The organism is Vibrio profundi, assembly GCF_043642225.1.
Lineage (GTDB): Bacteria > Pseudomonadota > Gammaproteobacteria > Enterobacterales > Vibrionaceae > Vibrio > Vibrio profundi_A.
In genome coordinates, this window is the sequence record NZ_JBHZSF010000008.1 from 22,503 (window position 1) to 38,580 (window position 16,078).

The following is a 16,078-nucleotide window of genomic DNA, read 5'->3' on the forward strand; positions in this document are numbered from 1 at the left end:
CCAAACGGATATGTGCATGAATTTAGCCTTGGTATTAAGTCTGCTTGTAGTGAACTCTCAACCTCTTCCTGATGAATATGAGAAACTCTATAACGTTGAAACCGATCTTTCATACGAAGACCTAGTGGTCGATGTGCATGGATATAAAGTGCCAACACTCACCGCTTTTCAAGGCTGGGTTTTATTGAATCATGCCGAAGACAAGATAAAGAAAATTGGCGACCAACTTAGAGCCGCCGGTATCAAAAAGACGATGCCTCTCCACCTGGTTTTATTGCAAGGGACAGATTGGGTGATGAGTAACACCACTTTGTTTACCCTCCCAAATCCAAAGCATATCCCAACTATGATTAACACTCTCAAATTCATTCAAGAGTATGTTGAACCCGAAATTGGCATTGTTATCCCTGTATCGGGTGAGCGGACCAATATATACAATAAACAAGCAGGAGGAGCAGCGCGGAGTAAACATCTAAACTTTTGTGCTTTAGACCTCGTCCCCTCCAAAGAGATACCCAGAGACGAACTTCATAAGAAACTAAAGTCTATTCACAACACAGTTGGACAGAAGTACAACGTAGGATTAGGGCTCTACTCTGGTTTGAGATTCCATATCGACACTTGCGGCTTTAGACGTTGGTAAAGCAATGTATTTTTATCAATGATAGTTCATATAGGTTGTTTAAACGTGGCATTCCTTGTAGTCTAAAAATTCATCACAGAGAGATACTATGAACTTTAATTTTTCTTACCTATGGCTCCAACTCCTTATACCATGTAGCCGGTAGGATAAATGACACCTGGCTGCGAGTAAGACAGCTGGGTATTTCTCTCCTTTCTTGCTCGTATGCCTCTTGAAGGAGCGAGCAAATGACTGAAAAGACTATAGAAAGTAACGTCGACCAATCCAATACCTGTAAGCAGTACCATCAAGGTATGATCTTCGCGCTAATTGGCGCTGCACTGTTTTCTATTAAGCCGGTACTGGTGAAACTCGCTTATCAAGCGGGCGGAGATGCCACTTCTATCATGTCCCTTAGAGCATTCAGCTCGCTCCCTCTCTATTTACTGATGCTAGTGTGGAGCCTTCGCGATCCTACTCATCGTCAACAGGTACGAGCTTATGGTTGGCAGGCCGCGGCTATAGGCGTTCTCGGTTACTATGTCGCGAGTTATCTTGATATCACCGCATTGGAGTCAATATCAGCTCAATTAGAGCGACTGTTGATCTTTCTATTCCCCACATTTGTGGTACTCATCGGTTGGTATTTCCAAGGACAAAAACCGACCAAGAAGACGCTAATCGCTATCTTGATTGGCTACCTAGGCATAGGTTTCATTGTTGCTCATGATTTTGCTTATTTAGGGGAGCAAGTTTGGTTAGGGAGTAGCTTGGCGGTAAGTTCGGCATTCATTTTTGCTTGTTACCTAATTTTGAGCAAAAGAATCATCACCATCATGGGGAGCCAGCTTTTTACGAGTATCGGAATGGGCAGTGCGGGTGTCGCTATTTTAATCCATCTGCTTGCTTCTGAAGTTAACTTGGCATCAATGAATTCAGAGCTGATTTTGATCGGAATTGGCCTTGGAATATTTTGTACCGTGTTACCGTCATACTTTATTGCGGCAGCAATGGCGCGCTTAACACCACAACTACTCAGCCTTACCAGCAATATTGGTCCAGCAATCACAGCAGTGTTCGCGGTGTTCCTTTTAAATGAGCCGTTTACTCTTTATCACGTGATTGGCATGAGCTTAGTCATTCTGTCGATATTTAAGCTCAAATAAAAGAAAACCCACCAAGCTTTCACTTGGTGGGTTTCAGTTCTTACTCGCAGCAATCCGGCTACTAAATAGGTGCTCCCTGCATCTATTCCTTGATAGTGTGCTGTATCCTTCAGCGCATTCCGTTTCATCGCCATCCTAGCGGTGTCCTCGGCTATCCTGCCTGCCAACTATCCTAGTTAGCTCACTTCACTTAATCCTTAAGTGGTGTCCTGTTACATCCATTGCAGATAATTCTTCCTGAATCATCTAATCTTCGTCCTGAAGATGACCTATCCATGGGTCTTTCCTGTTCCGTGTCTGCTTCCTGCTGACAATTAAATAATATGTTACTGAGCATTTTCCTCAATTGCCTATTTTCTATTAAACTGATTTCCGAAAAGATTAACACAGGCTATAAGTGATAAATATCAGCAACTTATAACCATTAACTCACCTTTTTCTTAATAAAAACGAGCTAACAACCTACTTATTTGTAAGAGATCTCTTACAAAGCTAAGCGTTTATATCTCCATGAAACCAAACCTACAAATATCGACCCCATCGTGTCATTTTAACACCAAGATAAAACGAGTCAAAATGACACCATGAGTAGATAAATAAAAATAAATAATTGAAGTTAAAAGACTTTTAAAGTTGGCACAGTTTTAGCAATAAGATAAATAAGACTCATACTTATTTAGAGGTTTGCTATGACTACAATGAATCAACGCTTTTCGACTCTGCTATCTGTCTCAAATTCTGTGTTGCTATTCACCACACTACTGATGATCGCGAGTATTATTGTCGCCTACCCTCTTGCAGACAAATTTTCGTTACCAGTACAAATAGCGGCGCATATCAGCACTATCTTAATCGCGGCATTGCTTAAAGTCAGTTACGTAACCCGCTGCTTAGCGCAATACAACTTAGGAATGGAAGTTCGATAATCTCTATTATTCGCATAGGGGAGCTTCCCCTATGCGAGTTGAAGGTTGTCAAAGAGGTCATAGAGTTGGTGAGATTTATACGGCTTAGGCAGATAAGCATCCATACCTGCCTCAAAGCAATGGCGAATGTCTTCATCTAGAACACTGGCGGTTAACGCTATTATTGGTAGCTTTGGTACTCCCTGTTCTTTTTCCCATTGACGGATTTCTTTCGTCGCTGTTATCCCATCCATTACAGGCATCATGCAATCCATTAGAATGGCATCAAAATCTCCTCCTTGGGTAATAGCATCTACCGCTTCTTGCCCGTTACTGGTGATCAAATACTCGTAACCTGCCTTATCCAAAAAGAAACTCGCAATTTTCTGATTCATCAAATTATCTTCAACAATCAGAATCCGTCGGTTAGATACTCGTTTCGATTCAGGTTCAGTGCTCGCTTGAATCTGCTTCTCTTTAGCTTCATTAAGGCTTTGCAAACTTGTTTGAAAACGCTTACCTAAGAATGGAAGGGTATGAATGGCATGCACTGCATCGGCACGCAAATTAGATTTAAACAAATGATGTTGAAGTACGACCACTTTTTTCAAGTTGTGGTGTATCGCGATAGTCTCTAGATCCGTATCAACGGGTGGGTGAAGTGCATGGCAATACAGAATAAGATCGGGATCTTCTCCCTCTAGATTCGCATTCTGGACTGAGCTCGCGGTTGCCACTTTGATACCCAGTGAATCACACTCGCGCACGACTTGATCCACATAATTAAAAGAGTTTGAAATCAAAAGCACATTTTTAAGATTAGGGTATGTCGGCTTCACGCCATCAACAGCATCCACGGTAATTTCAAACTTAAATATCGAGCCAACTCCTTTCTCTGATATCGCATCTATTTTCCCACCCATTAAATCAACAAGTTGACGACAAATCGCGAGCCCTAACCCAGTACCGCCAAACTGACGAGTAATGCTGCCATCTTCTTGAATAAAGGGTTCAAAAATCGAGTCCAATTTTTCACTGTCGATACCGACACCAGTATCAATAACGCTGACTTCAATCACTCCCTTCGACTCACTCAAAGGCGAGTAATTAATATTCGTCGTGATGCTTCCAGCTCGAGTGAATTTGATTGAGTTAGAAAGTAAGTTCGTTAATACCTGTTTCAATCGGTACTCGTCGAATTTAAGTAATGCAGGTATCGAGGGGTCTAAGAAAATTTCTAATTCAATATGCTGGCTTATCGCTTTAGATAGAATCAAATTGACCGAGTCATAAATGGTTTCAGACAAATCGGCTTGATGAGGAGATAACGTTAGATTTCCAGACTCAATTTTCGAAAGATCCAGAATATCATTAAGTAAAACCAGCAATGATTGAGAAGAGGAATCGATGTCATTAAGCACTTCTGTCTGATTCGCATCGAGAGAGCTTTGCGACAGTATTTCGGCCATGCCGATAATGCCATTCAATGGAGTTCTGATTTCATGTGACATGTTCGCAAGAAAAGCACTCTTCGCTTTGTTGGCAGCAATCGCATCTTCTTTCGCTGTAATGAGTTCCCGTTTATGCCTTTGCTCCGTCGCCATGATATGGTTGACTTTTGTCGCGAAAATGGCCAGTTCGTCTTTACCATCGACTTCAATTTGCTTGAGGTCTTCTCCATCCTCGCTATGGATCGACATTGCTTTAACGATCTTCGATAGTTTACGATTCAACCTAAGAGAAGTGGTCGCACCCATAATCAAAACAAACAGAGTCGCACCGACGACTAGTGTCGTGACTAACGTCGTTTTCGTTTGCTCTTGTTCAATTCTCGCCTGTAAGCTTCGTTCGATATTCGACGTATACAAGTCGATCACCCAAGATAACTGAGAATAACGCGAGTCTAGTTTCTGAATATACGAAAGCAGAGTTTGAGAGGTCGCTTCTCCATCCAATATCAGCTCTCTTAATGCTAGGCCTTTTTGATACTCGTCTTGTGAGAAAATAGATAGCAGCTCTTTCACTTGATTCGAGGTAGCCCCAAGAACTAGAAAATGTTCTAAATAATGCTCCTGTCGCTCAACGGCTTTTACAAAACTGCGTAATTTGGATGACAGAAATGGAGGGTCATTATGGACTGCATTGCTAAGCCAGGCTTCACGCTGCATCCAAAATGTAAAACTACTTAAATCCTCAAAAATATGTTCAGACTTAGCGATTTCAGGGTCACTGACTTGAGTTTCTAGTCGAGTTAGTTCGAGTAATAATTCCTGCATCGCTTCAAAAGCCCATTCACCAGCAAATACGCGCTCTTCTTCACTGATAACTGATAATTCAGTAATTACCTCAGACATCTCATTGACGGCGCTATTGAGGGACTCTATTTCTGAATAATTGGAAAGTTCGCTTTCTAATGCTTTAATAACCTCAAGATCTCCCTTACTTTTATTGATAAAGTAACCTTGAGATTCCAGTTGAGGGTCGATGAGAACCGCTTGATAAATATTGCGAGAGAGTGTGCCGAAGCTATGAAGCGCTTTTGTTTTTATCAGCGTCGCTTCAAAGTTATCCATGCTCCCCTTTACCCTCACCATCTCATTGAAAGTAAAGCCAAATATTATAGCTACGGGTACCACTGAAAGTATGAAAAGCCTGAATCTTATTGATGTATTTATCATTATATGAATCACTCCCATCCTTGAAAGTAATTTTACCTAGCCTATGTTAAGAGTAGACAATAAATATAAATTTAAGTTATCAAAATGGAATTTTAGGTGAACAATTATTCATGACAAAGATGTCATTTAGGCTTTTTTCCATCGTATTACTCGCAATATTAAACTCCTCTGCCTCATTTGCAGAGGAATATGCCGTTATTTCTCTAAATCAGTCACTTACACCACTAAAAAAACTTCAGCTCAAAATGCTATATAAAGGAAATATCACTTCCATTAACGGCAATAGCACGAAAATTTTAGATCTGCCCGCTAACTCAAATATAAGAAAAAAGTTTTATTACTCCCTCCTTAATAAGAGTCCCTCACAGATGCAGTCCATCTGGGCAAAACAGTCCTTTTCTGGGCGTGCAACTGCTCCCTTTGAGTTAAAAACCGACGATCTCGAGAGTGTACTTCAATGGCTTAAAAGTACACCTACCGGTATCGCGTATTACCCATTAAAACAACTACCTAACAACGTCAAAATCCTCTACACAATTACAATAAAGGAAGAGTTATGAATTTAAGATTTCTACTCTTATTGGCTATTATACCGTCGATATCTCAAGCGGCGTTTCAGATTACCGATGATCTTCGGATTAGCGGTTTTGGAACACAAACTGCCGTCATTACGGACCAATCTATTCCCGTATACCACCATTTTAATTTTACAGACGAATGGTGCTATGACTGCGATACAACATTGGGTGTTCAAGTCGATTGGTCAATGACTGACAATCTAAGAAGCTCGTTTCAAGTAGTGAAAAGCCCTAAGAATACCTTTTCCGATCCAGATTTAGAGTGGGCATATCTGGCCTACCAATATTCAGACTTCACGACAAAAATCGGTCGCTTAAGATTACCGCTGTTCATGGTCTCTGAATATTACTACGTTTCTGAAGCGTATCCATGGATCCGTCCACCACAAGATGTATATGACAGTATCTTCGGGCTCACCTATTTCAATGGGGTGTCACTGGAATGGAACACTTGGGTTGGAGAAGATTTCTCTGTCAGAGTCGCTCCATTTCTTGCGACTCCTTCTACCTCAACCCATGAAAGGTATGGGTTCACATTTGATATCGAGTCGAGCGACACCGTCGGCGTTACCGTTGACGTTAATAATGAAGACGGATTGATCAGGCTTGCTTACTTACATTCTTCCTACACTCAAGACATTCACGGAGGCCCAAAGTTTCGAGAAATGCTCAATATGTTCAGCATTGGCGGACAATATCTGATTGGAAACGTGAATATGATGTCTGAATTAGTACTTTCTGAAGAACTTCACTCTAATTGGTATGTCAGCATCAACTACCTTTTTGATAACTGGACCCCTTATGTTACCTACGGACAAAGACGAAAATTGGACGACAATGATTCTTTGATGATTGGTGCCAAGTACTCAATCCTTGCTAACTTAAGTGCATATTTGGAGTGGCAGCATATAAAAGGACGCGAAGAAATGAACAGTGGACACTTTACTGAGCCGCAAAATCCGTTCGGCCCGATTGAGACTGAAGTTAACATCTACTCTGTCGGTTTATCGTTTACCTTTTAAGTAGATAAGTTGAATTTGATCACACCTTTAGCTTTAAAGATGAAATCACATTCATTATTAATTAGATTTAGATCGTTATCGTCGCAAATTAAGTCTAATGGTTAAAAATTGTCAATAGGCGATTAGACTGATAATCCTGCCGTTTTACTTCGGGTATAGCCCAAAAACCAGTCATAAACTCTGCATTTAATTTTCCTAGCAGAATAAGCGTTTAGCCATTACAATCCTGCCACATAAAAATTACAAATATTGTACACCCTATATCAAGGCTGCTAGCAGCGATAAAGACTGTCATTCCTTGATGATTTAATCCCCACAGCACACTTACCACCCTACGCCTCGTAAGTGCTGCATAACTAACGTGAAAAGGTCCCGAGTTAAGATGAGCCCTGAAAAGCACCTTCAAGACTGGCAAACGAGCCAAACGATTGCTGAATCCATTTCCCCTGTACTAGGCCAACTTTATCGCCAAAAAGGCGTCGAAGTTATCCTCTTTGGTAAAACACTAGTCAACGCAACCACTATCGACATTATCAAAGCTCACCGAATCGCAAGACGCTACACCGGATCATCTCTTACTCCTGAACAAACTATGCCAATTATCCAACACCTTGCAGCCATGGAACTTTCTCCAAGCCGTATTGATGTTGGTCGCCTTGCTCACGAATTCTGGAAAGATCGTGAAGATACATCTGGTTTGGATGACTTCCTGCAAACCGCTTTGTTAGGAGCATTAAATGGCGAAGTCATGTCAGAGCCACGCGATGTTGTCCTTTACGGTTTCGGTCGTATTGGTCGCTTGCTAACACGTCTTCTTATTGAAAAGAGTGGCCCAGGCTACCCACTGCGCCTGCGCGCTATTGTGGTTCGTGGTGGTAAAAAAGGCGACTTAGAGAAACGCGCAAGTTTACTTCGTCGCGACTCTGTACACGGCCAGTTTAACGGCAGCATTGTTGTAGATGAAGAGCGTAAAGCGATCATAGTGAACGGTAACTACATTCAAGTTATCTACGCAAACAAGCCAGAAGACATTGATTACACTACATACGGCATTAAGAGCGCACTTGTTGTCGACAACACGGGTGTTTGGCGCGATGCCGAAGGTCTAGGCCAACACGTTGCTTGTAACGGTGCAGAAAAAGTTCTACTGACTGCTCCGGGCAAGGGCGATATCAAGAATGTCGTATTCGGTGTTAACGAAGACGTTATCTTGCCTGAAGACACAATCATCTCAGCGGCAAGCTGTACGACAAACGCGATTACGCCGGTTTTGAAAGCGATGCACGATAAATATGGTGTTCTTTCAGGCCATATTGAAACCGTTCACTCTTTCACGAATGATCAAAACCTTATCGATAACTTCCACTCTGGAGATCGTCGCGGCCGTGCTGCATCACTCAACATGGTTCTGACTTCTACAGGTGCGGCAAGTGCAGTAGCGAAAGCAATGCCTGAAATGGCGGGTAAGTTAACTGGTAACGCGATTCGCGTTCCAACGCCTAACGTTTCAATGGCGGTTGCTAACTTAAACCTAGAGAAAGGCACTGACAAAGAAGAGTTAAATAACTACCTTCGTGAAATGGCGCTGACTTCATCTCTTTCTGCTCAGATTGACTACACGGATTCTACTGAAATTGTATCCAGTGACCTAGTTGGTTCTCGCCACGCAGGTGTGGTTGATGGCGTTGCGACTATTGCTCAAGACAACCGTGCTGTACTGTACATTTGGTATGACAACGAGTTTGGCTACAGCTGCCAAGTTGTTCACTGTATGGAGCAAATGATGGGTGTTCGTTACAAGACTTTCCCAGCAGCTTAATTCAGCTTAGGAAGATATAACTTAGCCGCTTTGACAGCGGCTAAGAAAAGACTCCACAACATAATAATGATAAAGATATTGTTCTGGTTGTGATGAACTAGACCAATCACCCCCAATCTTGCCGCTCAGGGATCTGAGCGGCTTTTTTGGTTCATCAGTATAGAATATTGTCGAAGTATCGTTATTGAAGTGGCAATTACTGAGTCAACGTTTTCAAAAGCTGCTCTGCTGGGCGCGCAGTGGCTACAATCGCTTCATCGTAGATCTTCGCAGCTTCACTTAAGATTTCTTGATACGCTTTAGCATCTTCTTTACGAATCTTTTCACCAGCTTCTGCTTTACCAATTAAGGTCAATGCAAGGTCGGCCACTTGGATCGTTTTATCAGCGATTATTACGCTATCTACTGAGGCAACGTGGTCAGCAAGTACCGGCTTAGCAGACTCCGCAGCCATTTTCGCTGTATTAAAGTGCTCGCTCAACGCTTGTAAGGCTGTTTTATCCCCTTTTGCGTATGCTGATACTAAATCTTCCATTTCATACACGGCATAACTTTCGACTACCAGCGCATCAACAAAACGATTCAAACGCTCGTGCTGGTTATAAAGATCACCGTGGTTTTCCGTCGAGATCCACTTTTCCCAGTTACGTGCATAATATTGTGCAGGCTCAGTGTATTTCGCGAGTAACTGCAGTGAACGAATGTCCTGCCCTTTTGCTAAACGCTTGAGCAGCATGTCTGAGTTAGCATGATGGCGTAGCCCCACAGATACTTCCGACCAAGTATCCATCACTTGCATTCGTTGGTACATGCTGCGCTCGTCCGTCAGTTCTTGGTTCGACCACAAGCGTTCTGCAATCGCGTAGCTACGTGGCCACAAGTATTGCTCAACGGTATGCGTGTCTTTGTTTTCAAGCCAGATAGTGATTTCACCACCAAGGATCAATTCTTCTTCCTTCTCCGTCAGTTCAGCTGGGTAACCGCCGCTAGGCTCAGGAATGACACTGCCCTTGATTGCGCTGCTCGCAATAACTTCTCCTGTCGTCGGCCAGCGAACATTCCCTATTAACTGATAGCTGCTCTCTTTTAGTCCTTTAGCATTCAGATCTAAATTAAATTCCGTGTATGACATGAAGTTATCAAAGTATCCGATGAACTTTTTGCCTGGAACGTATTCTTTGATGAAGATTTCTTCACGAGATTTACCGTTGTAATCAGAAAACGCTCGGAATGTGCCGTCTTTTGCTTCAATGATTGATAGCGTTCCTTTACGTGGCCCACCTTTGGTTCTTGGCTTTTCCCACTGATACGTGACGAACTGCTCACCTTCATGGACCGTATCGTCAACCGTGATACCCGTTGGAATTGGATCATTACGGTAGTGGTAACTGGTTGGTTGAGGTTGATCTAAGTAGTAACCCGTAGAAAGAATACCTTGGTAGCCCTCTTTGGCAGCACGTCCGATACTGTCGTGCCCCTGCCAGCTTTGAATAACGATCGAGGTTGGAAGATCTTTATGCCAAATTTCATCCCACCCCGTCATCTTCTTGCCACGAGCTTCGAGCATTTTTTCAACCTTGATGTTTAGATATGACTGTAAGCCCCTTTCCCCATCAATGTTGTTATCAGCGATAAATTGTTGGTGTTTCTCGCTATTAATCCATTGAGAATAGTTCGGTTCATCCCCACCGATATGGAAATACTCATCTGGGAACAGCTCAACCATTTCATCAAATACGTCCCCTAGCATTTCATACAGCTCTGGGTTTAGCGGGTCCATCAGCGGCTCAAATACACCCCATTCACGCTGCTGTTCGTAAGATTGCCCTTCACCACCAGACATTAGATGAGGGTAAGCATGAGCGACACCTGAAGAGTGACCCGGAAGTGACACTTCAGGGATCACGCGAATACCTAAATTACGAGCGTATTCTACCAAGTAACGTACTTGATCTTTGGTGTAATAATTGCCGTCTGTTGTTTCAGACCATAATCGAGTCCAGCTATCTGTTTGAATTCGAATACCTTGGTCGTCCCAAAAGTGCCAATGAAACACGTTCATTTTCGCCGATGCCATCGCATCCAATTGACGTATTAGCACATCAAACTCAATAAAGTGACGTGAAGTGTCATAAGAAACCCCACGCCAGCGGAATCGTGGTTCATCTTTGATAGAAACTTGTGGAATGAAATAGCCTTCGGATGTCGATTGCACAAGTTGAAGTAGAGTCTCGATGCCTCGAATCGCACCGTATGGGCTCTCAGAGCTCAGAACAATTTGCTGGCCCTTCATTGCGATTTCATACGTTTCGTCAGCATCAAGGTTCTGAATTTTTGTTTTTGGCGCTCTTTCTACATCAATGATCAGATTCGCCTCTTTTTCATTCTCCGCTCGCCAGTTTAAAGTAGGCAAACCCGTTTGACGCTCTAAGCGGTCGATAAAACGCTTAGCTGTGTAGTCAACACGGTCAGAGTTGTAACCTTTAATAAATACTTTAAAGTCACTATCGATATTAACTTGACCACTTTTTAATTCCACTTCCTGTGGATACGGCATCAAGTTTAAATCTGTATTCGGGGCCATTGCAAAAGCCATAGGGGCAACCATTGAGCTAGAAATCAATAGAGACAATATAGTTTTTTTCATTGTAGGTAATCCTATTAATATGAAATCTAAATTTATTTATCCGAGCGTAATCACACTCGATTTACGCTCGGGTATTTTTATCGGGGTATAAAATTTTATTCGCGATTTAAAAAGCGAAGTTCACACCAACTCGGAAACGCCAGTCGGTTTTATAGTCCTTGGATTGCACTTTATCTGCGTCGACCACTTCAGCATATGGGCGAATGGTTGGCTTCCATTTGTAGACAGCTTTAACGGTGTGCTCTCGCGCGTTTAAGTCGCCTGTTGCTAACTCGTTTGTATGATGAGTGATTTGATCAAAATATGTGAATGCATAAGAAATCATATACTTATCTGTGTTGTAACCCGTCCAGATATCGTAACGATTACGTTTTGCTGTCTCTTCATTCCCATAGTCATTGACGAGCGCTTCAGTCGAAAAATCGTAACGGTAACGGCCATGAATAAATAAGCCATTATCGAAGTTATAATTCAATTTTAAATAAGGCATCAAAAACGTATTTGAACCTTGAAAGTTCATAACAACACCAGGGTTAAGCATGAAGTTATCGTTTATTGAATGAGTATAGTAATGAGTAAACTCAGTATTAATAACTTTAGTTTCATCGTACGCACCCGCAGCATGCCTTACGTTTGTTAGCGTTTCTAATCCATATCCATTATCGAAATGGTTACCAACAATAAACCGGCTTCTTAATTGATCTGTTGTACTTCTATATTCAGAACGAAGGTCAACATATCCACCAGCAATTGAAGTCATTGGTAATAACGCTAATAAAGTTACACTAAGTGATTTTTTCATTATTTCTTTTCCTAGAAGTAATAACATCGAGAGAAATATTCACTCGAAAAAATAAATACTTAGATAACCTTGCTTTCTTATATTTTGTAATCTCTATAGTAGAGAAGTAGATTGGACTTTATTTATTATAATTTTTTGATTCTCTCCTTCACTCTATTGGTTTGCCCGCCAAGAATGAGTGAAGGAGGAAATTTTGATTAACTAGTTTGTTTGCGAAGCAGGGCGTGCTGTTGAAGTGTCTTCTTCTAATACGCCTGTCTCAGAAAGTTCCATTTCCATCAGAGCACGCTCATCATCAAGAATTGCTTGTGCCATTTCTGGAGTCACTTCGTTTGCAGGTGTACATAGGCTAACTAAAACACCGGCAGTAAGTGCAAACAGACAAGACGGGATGACCGGGTTGCCCCAGAATGCTGTTAGGTCAGGGCTTAGCATCACCGCAAACGAAGCTACCGATGCACCTACTAGTGTTGCAATAGCGCCTTGCCAGTTATAACGGCTCCAGAACTTACCTAACATACCGCATACAAACATGCCTGACATAACCGTAGAGATCATCTTAGTGATGTAGCCAATGATATCGTTAGACGTCAGTGCAAACAGTAGTGCGAAACCAATGACCACAACCAAAGCTAAGCGAGAGTAGTTCAGCATTGACTCTTTATTTGGTACGCGGCCAGTAAACATCACGTAAACGTCACGCAGTAAAATGGAAACACCAGCAATCGCATCGGAACTCGCGCTCGACATTGTTGCAGATAGGCCAGCGATAAGAACAATCATACCCACACCTACTGGTAATACGGTTGCCGCAATGTATGGGAACGAGAAGTTAGGGTTGTCTAACGTCGGGTCAATCGCATGCGCCGCCATACCGATGATTGCTGGGATAATTGAGAAGAACAAGTACAATACACCTGACGCTACGAAAGAGCGGCGGATAGTCGATACATCTTTACCTGAGTAGATACGCTGACGGAAAGATGGAGTAGCCAGAACACCAACACCGATTACTACTGCTAATGAAATTGCAGGCACAATACCCAGTTTATCGATTGCTAAAAAGCTTGTAGCTGCAGGGTCCATCGCCGCGTAAAGATTATCCATTCCACCAATGTGTTGGACAGATAGCACCGCCATTAAAATGAAGCCAGCGAACAAAATAATAGCTTGAATCGTATCGGTCCAAACCACCGCGGTATAACCGCCAATCACGACGTATATTGTAAATGCTGCCGCAATGATGACTTTAGCAAGGTTAAGATCGATATCTGCAATCCAAGCTAAGTACATGCCACCGCCAAGAATATGCGCGCCTAACCAACCGATTGAAGCGATAAATATCAATAAACCAACGACATTTTTAACAATGCGGTTCGCGCCTACATAATAGGAAAGCTCTTCACTCATTGTCATAAAGTTTAGCTTTCTGACAGGAGCAAACCATAGCGCGAGTAATAAAATACCAATCGCACCACCAATGCCGTACAACGCGCCAGCCCAACCATTAGCGTAACCAAAGCCCACTGCGCCCATACTTGAGCCCGTGCCAACCATGGTCGCTACCGTTGTGCCTAACACAAGAAACAGAGGTAAACCGCGGCCACCTAATAGAAAGTCTTCACCTGATTTTTGATTGCGGGATACAAACCACCCCAACCAAATTAAAAAACACACATACAAGCCGAAACCTGTCAGAAAAAGCGTACTATTCATTACACACCTCTCAGTGATATTTAGAATTCAATCCTGAACCCATTTCTTATATTTATATAATTGAAATAGACTTTATAAATATTAATTCGTTTTTTTTGTAGGGAGAGAGTATCGAGAAATAATAACAGGGATAATTACCGCTCAATACTCAAGGTATATTTATCTGTGACTGTTATCTGCGAGATTCTTTGTAACAAGTTACGTCAACTTCAACTTTTACATCGACAACTAAATCACACACCATGCATATACGAGCTGGAGGGTTGGCACCAAAGAATTCTTTGAATACTTTATTAAATGATTGGAAATAACGAGAATCTGTAAGCACGACTTTTACATGAATAACATCTTCAAGGTCGTAGCCAGCTTCATTCATGATATCGACACAGTTTTGAATGGCTAAGCGCGATTGATCGATAATGCCGCCTTCTACCACTTCGCCATCTGTCATAGGCGTTTGTCCAGACACATACAAGAAGCCTCCCGCTTCAGTTGCTCGTGCAAATGGTAAATGTTGACCACCTGTACCTGTTCCGCCTTCTACTCCGTAACGCTTAATCATGGTTTGTACTCCAACTAAAACTTATTTATCAAACTGAACGGATGTTATCGATCTTATGAGGGTTACCGATCGTCCGTTTACCAAGTTCGATTGGTGTATTTTCATCTCATTTTGTCCATAACCTGAGAATCAAAAATCGAACTATTTGTTTATCTTTAAAGCATGAGTACATCTTACAATTGCCCCTATTATATACAGTGACAAAACACACATTTAACTCCAATCTGTGTGATAGTTTCCTACACAAAATAACAAACCAAAGATTTTTAACATTAAATATCAGTATCTTATAATTTGTTAGTTGAATATAGCAAAAGGTTAAAGCCTACCATAAACGTGATAGTAACTACCTAAAACTGAGATCCTCGTCCACCTATTTACGCCCAGACAGAACCTATTTTGGTAAAACCGCTATTTCAGATACAAAAAAACCGCCCTAAATTGGACGGCTTTTTATAAAAATAATAGATAACTAGTTCAGCGCAATTTCCACATCTGATTCAATCGTACTTGAGCAAGCTAATACATAACCTTGCTCAATATCGTCTGGGCTCAGTGTTTCAGTGCTGGTCGAGTTCACCGTTCCTTTGGTGACTTTGCATTTGCATGAACCACAAATACCACTTCGACACGCAGCGATAACTGGAACACCACCTTTCTCCAACGCATCAATCAACGGGCTGCCTTTGTCGGCTTCAAGCTCTACGCCAAAGCTAGGCACAAACACATTCACTTCTGATGACTCAGTCGCCACTTCAACAGTCGGCTCATCAGTTAATGCTTTTGGCGTAAAACTTTCTTGATAAAAGTTCGCCATATCGAAATCAATTTCTTTTAGATAGCTTTCAACATCTTGCATGAAGCCAACCGGACCACACAAATACACCGTGCGATCTTGAATGTCTGGGCTAAGTTTTAGTAGCCAGTTTTTATCCAACCGACCTTGAGGAGCATTCGTATCAGTATTGTCTTTCAATAATAAGCGCAAATTAAAATTGGCATGCTGCTCATCTAACTGAAGTAGCTCTTGGTAATAAATGGTCTGCTGCCTATCTTTAGCCATATGAATAAAGTCGATTTCAATTCCGCTATCGAATGACAACCAATACTTTACCATCGCCATCACAGGGGTAATGCCACACCCTGCGCTAACAAGCGTCACTTTCTTCGAACTAGATGGTGTGCAATCAACACAGTTAAAGGCACCCGCTGGCTTCAATACCGCTAACTCATCACCTTCATCCAATTCATCAACAATAAAGTTAGAGACTAAACCGCCTTCTACTCGTTTTATCGTTAGCTTTAAAGTGCTGTCATTAGGTCCAGAGCTAATAGAGTACGCACGATAATCTAGCTTCTGCGGCATATTGAGCCCCAGCGTAATAAACTGCCCCGGCTTAAAATCAAAATTCAGCTCTTGATTCACACAACCTAGCTCTAAGCTGACCGTATCTTCCGTTTCATGCCACTTCTTTAAACATACCAGTTCAATAGAATCACTTTCAGACCATGCCTGCATAACCTGTGACCTCTTCTTATTCAGTAGTAAAAAATATAAATA

Annotated in this window: 12 protein-coding genes; 6 read left to right on the forward strand and 6 right to left on the reverse strand. The window is 41.9% G+C overall.

Features of this window, described 5'->3' with window-relative positions; translation table 11 throughout:
- The first annotated feature begins 16 nt into the window (after positions 1–16).
- The 3 genes from ACHUFI_RS13345 to ACHUFI_RS13355 all read left to right on the forward strand — a co-directional run bounded on the left by ACHUFI_RS13345 (position 17) and on the right by ACHUFI_RS13355 (position 2,714).
- The gene (locus tag ACHUFI_RS13345; RefSeq protein WP_394249874.1) at positions 17–643 is read left to right on the forward strand and encodes a D-Ala-D-Ala carboxypeptidase family metallohydrolase; all 627 of its coding nucleotides are present in this window, start codon (positions 17–19) and stop codon (positions 641–643) included.
- Positions 644–870: 227 nt separating this feature from the next.
- A complete protein-coding gene (locus tag ACHUFI_RS13350) occupies positions 871–1,788 on the forward strand; it encodes a DMT family transporter (protein WP_394249876.1) in 918 nt (305 codons plus the stop codon).
- Positions 1,789–2,477: 689 nt separating this feature from the next.
- The gene (locus tag ACHUFI_RS13355) at positions 2,478–2,714 is read left to right on the forward strand and encodes a hypothetical protein (protein WP_394249878.1); all 237 of its coding nucleotides are present in this window, start codon (positions 2,478–2,480) and stop codon (positions 2,712–2,714) included.
- A 29-nt stretch (positions 2,715–2,743) separates the two neighbouring features.
- Here the strand turns inward: ACHUFI_RS13355 and ACHUFI_RS13360 are convergent, their stop codons facing one another.
- Positions 2,744–5,371 carry a hybrid sensor histidine kinase/response regulator gene (locus ACHUFI_RS13360; protein WP_394249880.1) on the reverse strand — a complete coding sequence of 876 codons (2,628 nt, stop codon included), beginning with the start codon at positions 5,369–5,371 and terminating at the stop codon, positions 2,744–2,746.
- A gap of 110 nt (positions 5,372–5,481) precedes the next feature.
- Between ACHUFI_RS13360 and ACHUFI_RS13365 the strand changes: the two genes are divergently transcribed.
- From ACHUFI_RS13365 to ACHUFI_RS13375, 3 genes are all read left to right on the forward strand, one after another.
- The gene (locus ACHUFI_RS13365; RefSeq protein ID WP_394249882.1) at positions 5,482–5,931 is read left to right on the forward strand and encodes a hypothetical protein; all 450 of its coding nucleotides are present in this window, start codon (positions 5,482–5,484) and stop codon (positions 5,929–5,931) included.
- Positions 5,928–6,971 (forward strand): porin family protein, encoded by a 1,044-nt coding sequence (locus ACHUFI_RS13370; protein ID WP_394249883.1) that lies wholly within the window; start codon positions 5,928–5,930, stop codon positions 6,969–6,971. The genes ACHUFI_RS13365 and ACHUFI_RS13370 overlap by 4 nt, the downstream gene beginning before the upstream one ends.
- 382 nt (positions 6,972–7,353) lie before the next feature.
- The gene (locus tag ACHUFI_RS13375; RefSeq protein ID WP_394249885.1) at positions 7,354–8,790 is read left to right on the forward strand and encodes a glyceraldehyde-3-phosphate dehydrogenase; all 1,437 of its coding nucleotides are present in this window, start codon (positions 7,354–7,356) and stop codon (positions 8,788–8,790) included.
- 196 nt (positions 8,791–8,986) lie between these two features.
- Here ACHUFI_RS13375 and ACHUFI_RS13380 read toward each other — a convergent pair whose 3' ends face one another.
- From ACHUFI_RS13380 to ACHUFI_RS13400, 5 genes are all read right to left on the reverse strand, one after another.
- Entirely contained in the window at positions 8,987–11,437 is a 2,451-nt protein-coding gene (locus ACHUFI_RS13380; RefSeq protein WP_394249887.1) for a family 20 glycosylhydrolase, read from the reverse strand.
- A 106-nt stretch (positions 11,438–11,543) separates the two neighbouring features.
- On the reverse strand, positions 11,544–12,239 hold the full coding sequence (locus ACHUFI_RS13385) for an oligogalacturonate-specific porin KdgM family protein (protein ID WP_394249889.1): 696 nt from the start codon (positions 12,237–12,239) through the stop codon (positions 11,544–11,546).
- A 201-nt stretch (positions 12,240–12,440) separates the two neighbouring features.
- The gene (locus ACHUFI_RS13390; protein ID WP_394249891.1) at positions 12,441–13,955 is read right to left on the reverse strand and encodes a sodium:solute symporter family protein; all 1,515 of its coding nucleotides are present in this window, start codon (positions 13,953–13,955) and stop codon (positions 12,441–12,443) included.
- Between the two features lie 172 nt (positions 13,956–14,127).
- Complete coding sequence (locus ACHUFI_RS13395; RefSeq protein WP_394249893.1) at positions 14,128–14,517, reverse strand: RidA family protein; 390 nt, start codon at positions 14,515–14,517, stop codon at positions 14,128–14,130.
- 472 nt (positions 14,518–14,989) lie between these two features.
- Positions 14,990–16,036, reverse strand: coding sequence for an FAD-binding oxidoreductase (locus tag ACHUFI_RS13400; protein WP_394249895.1), 1,047 nt, complete (start codon positions 16,034–16,036; stop codon positions 14,990–14,992).
- Positions 16,037–16,078 lie beyond the last annotated feature (42 nt).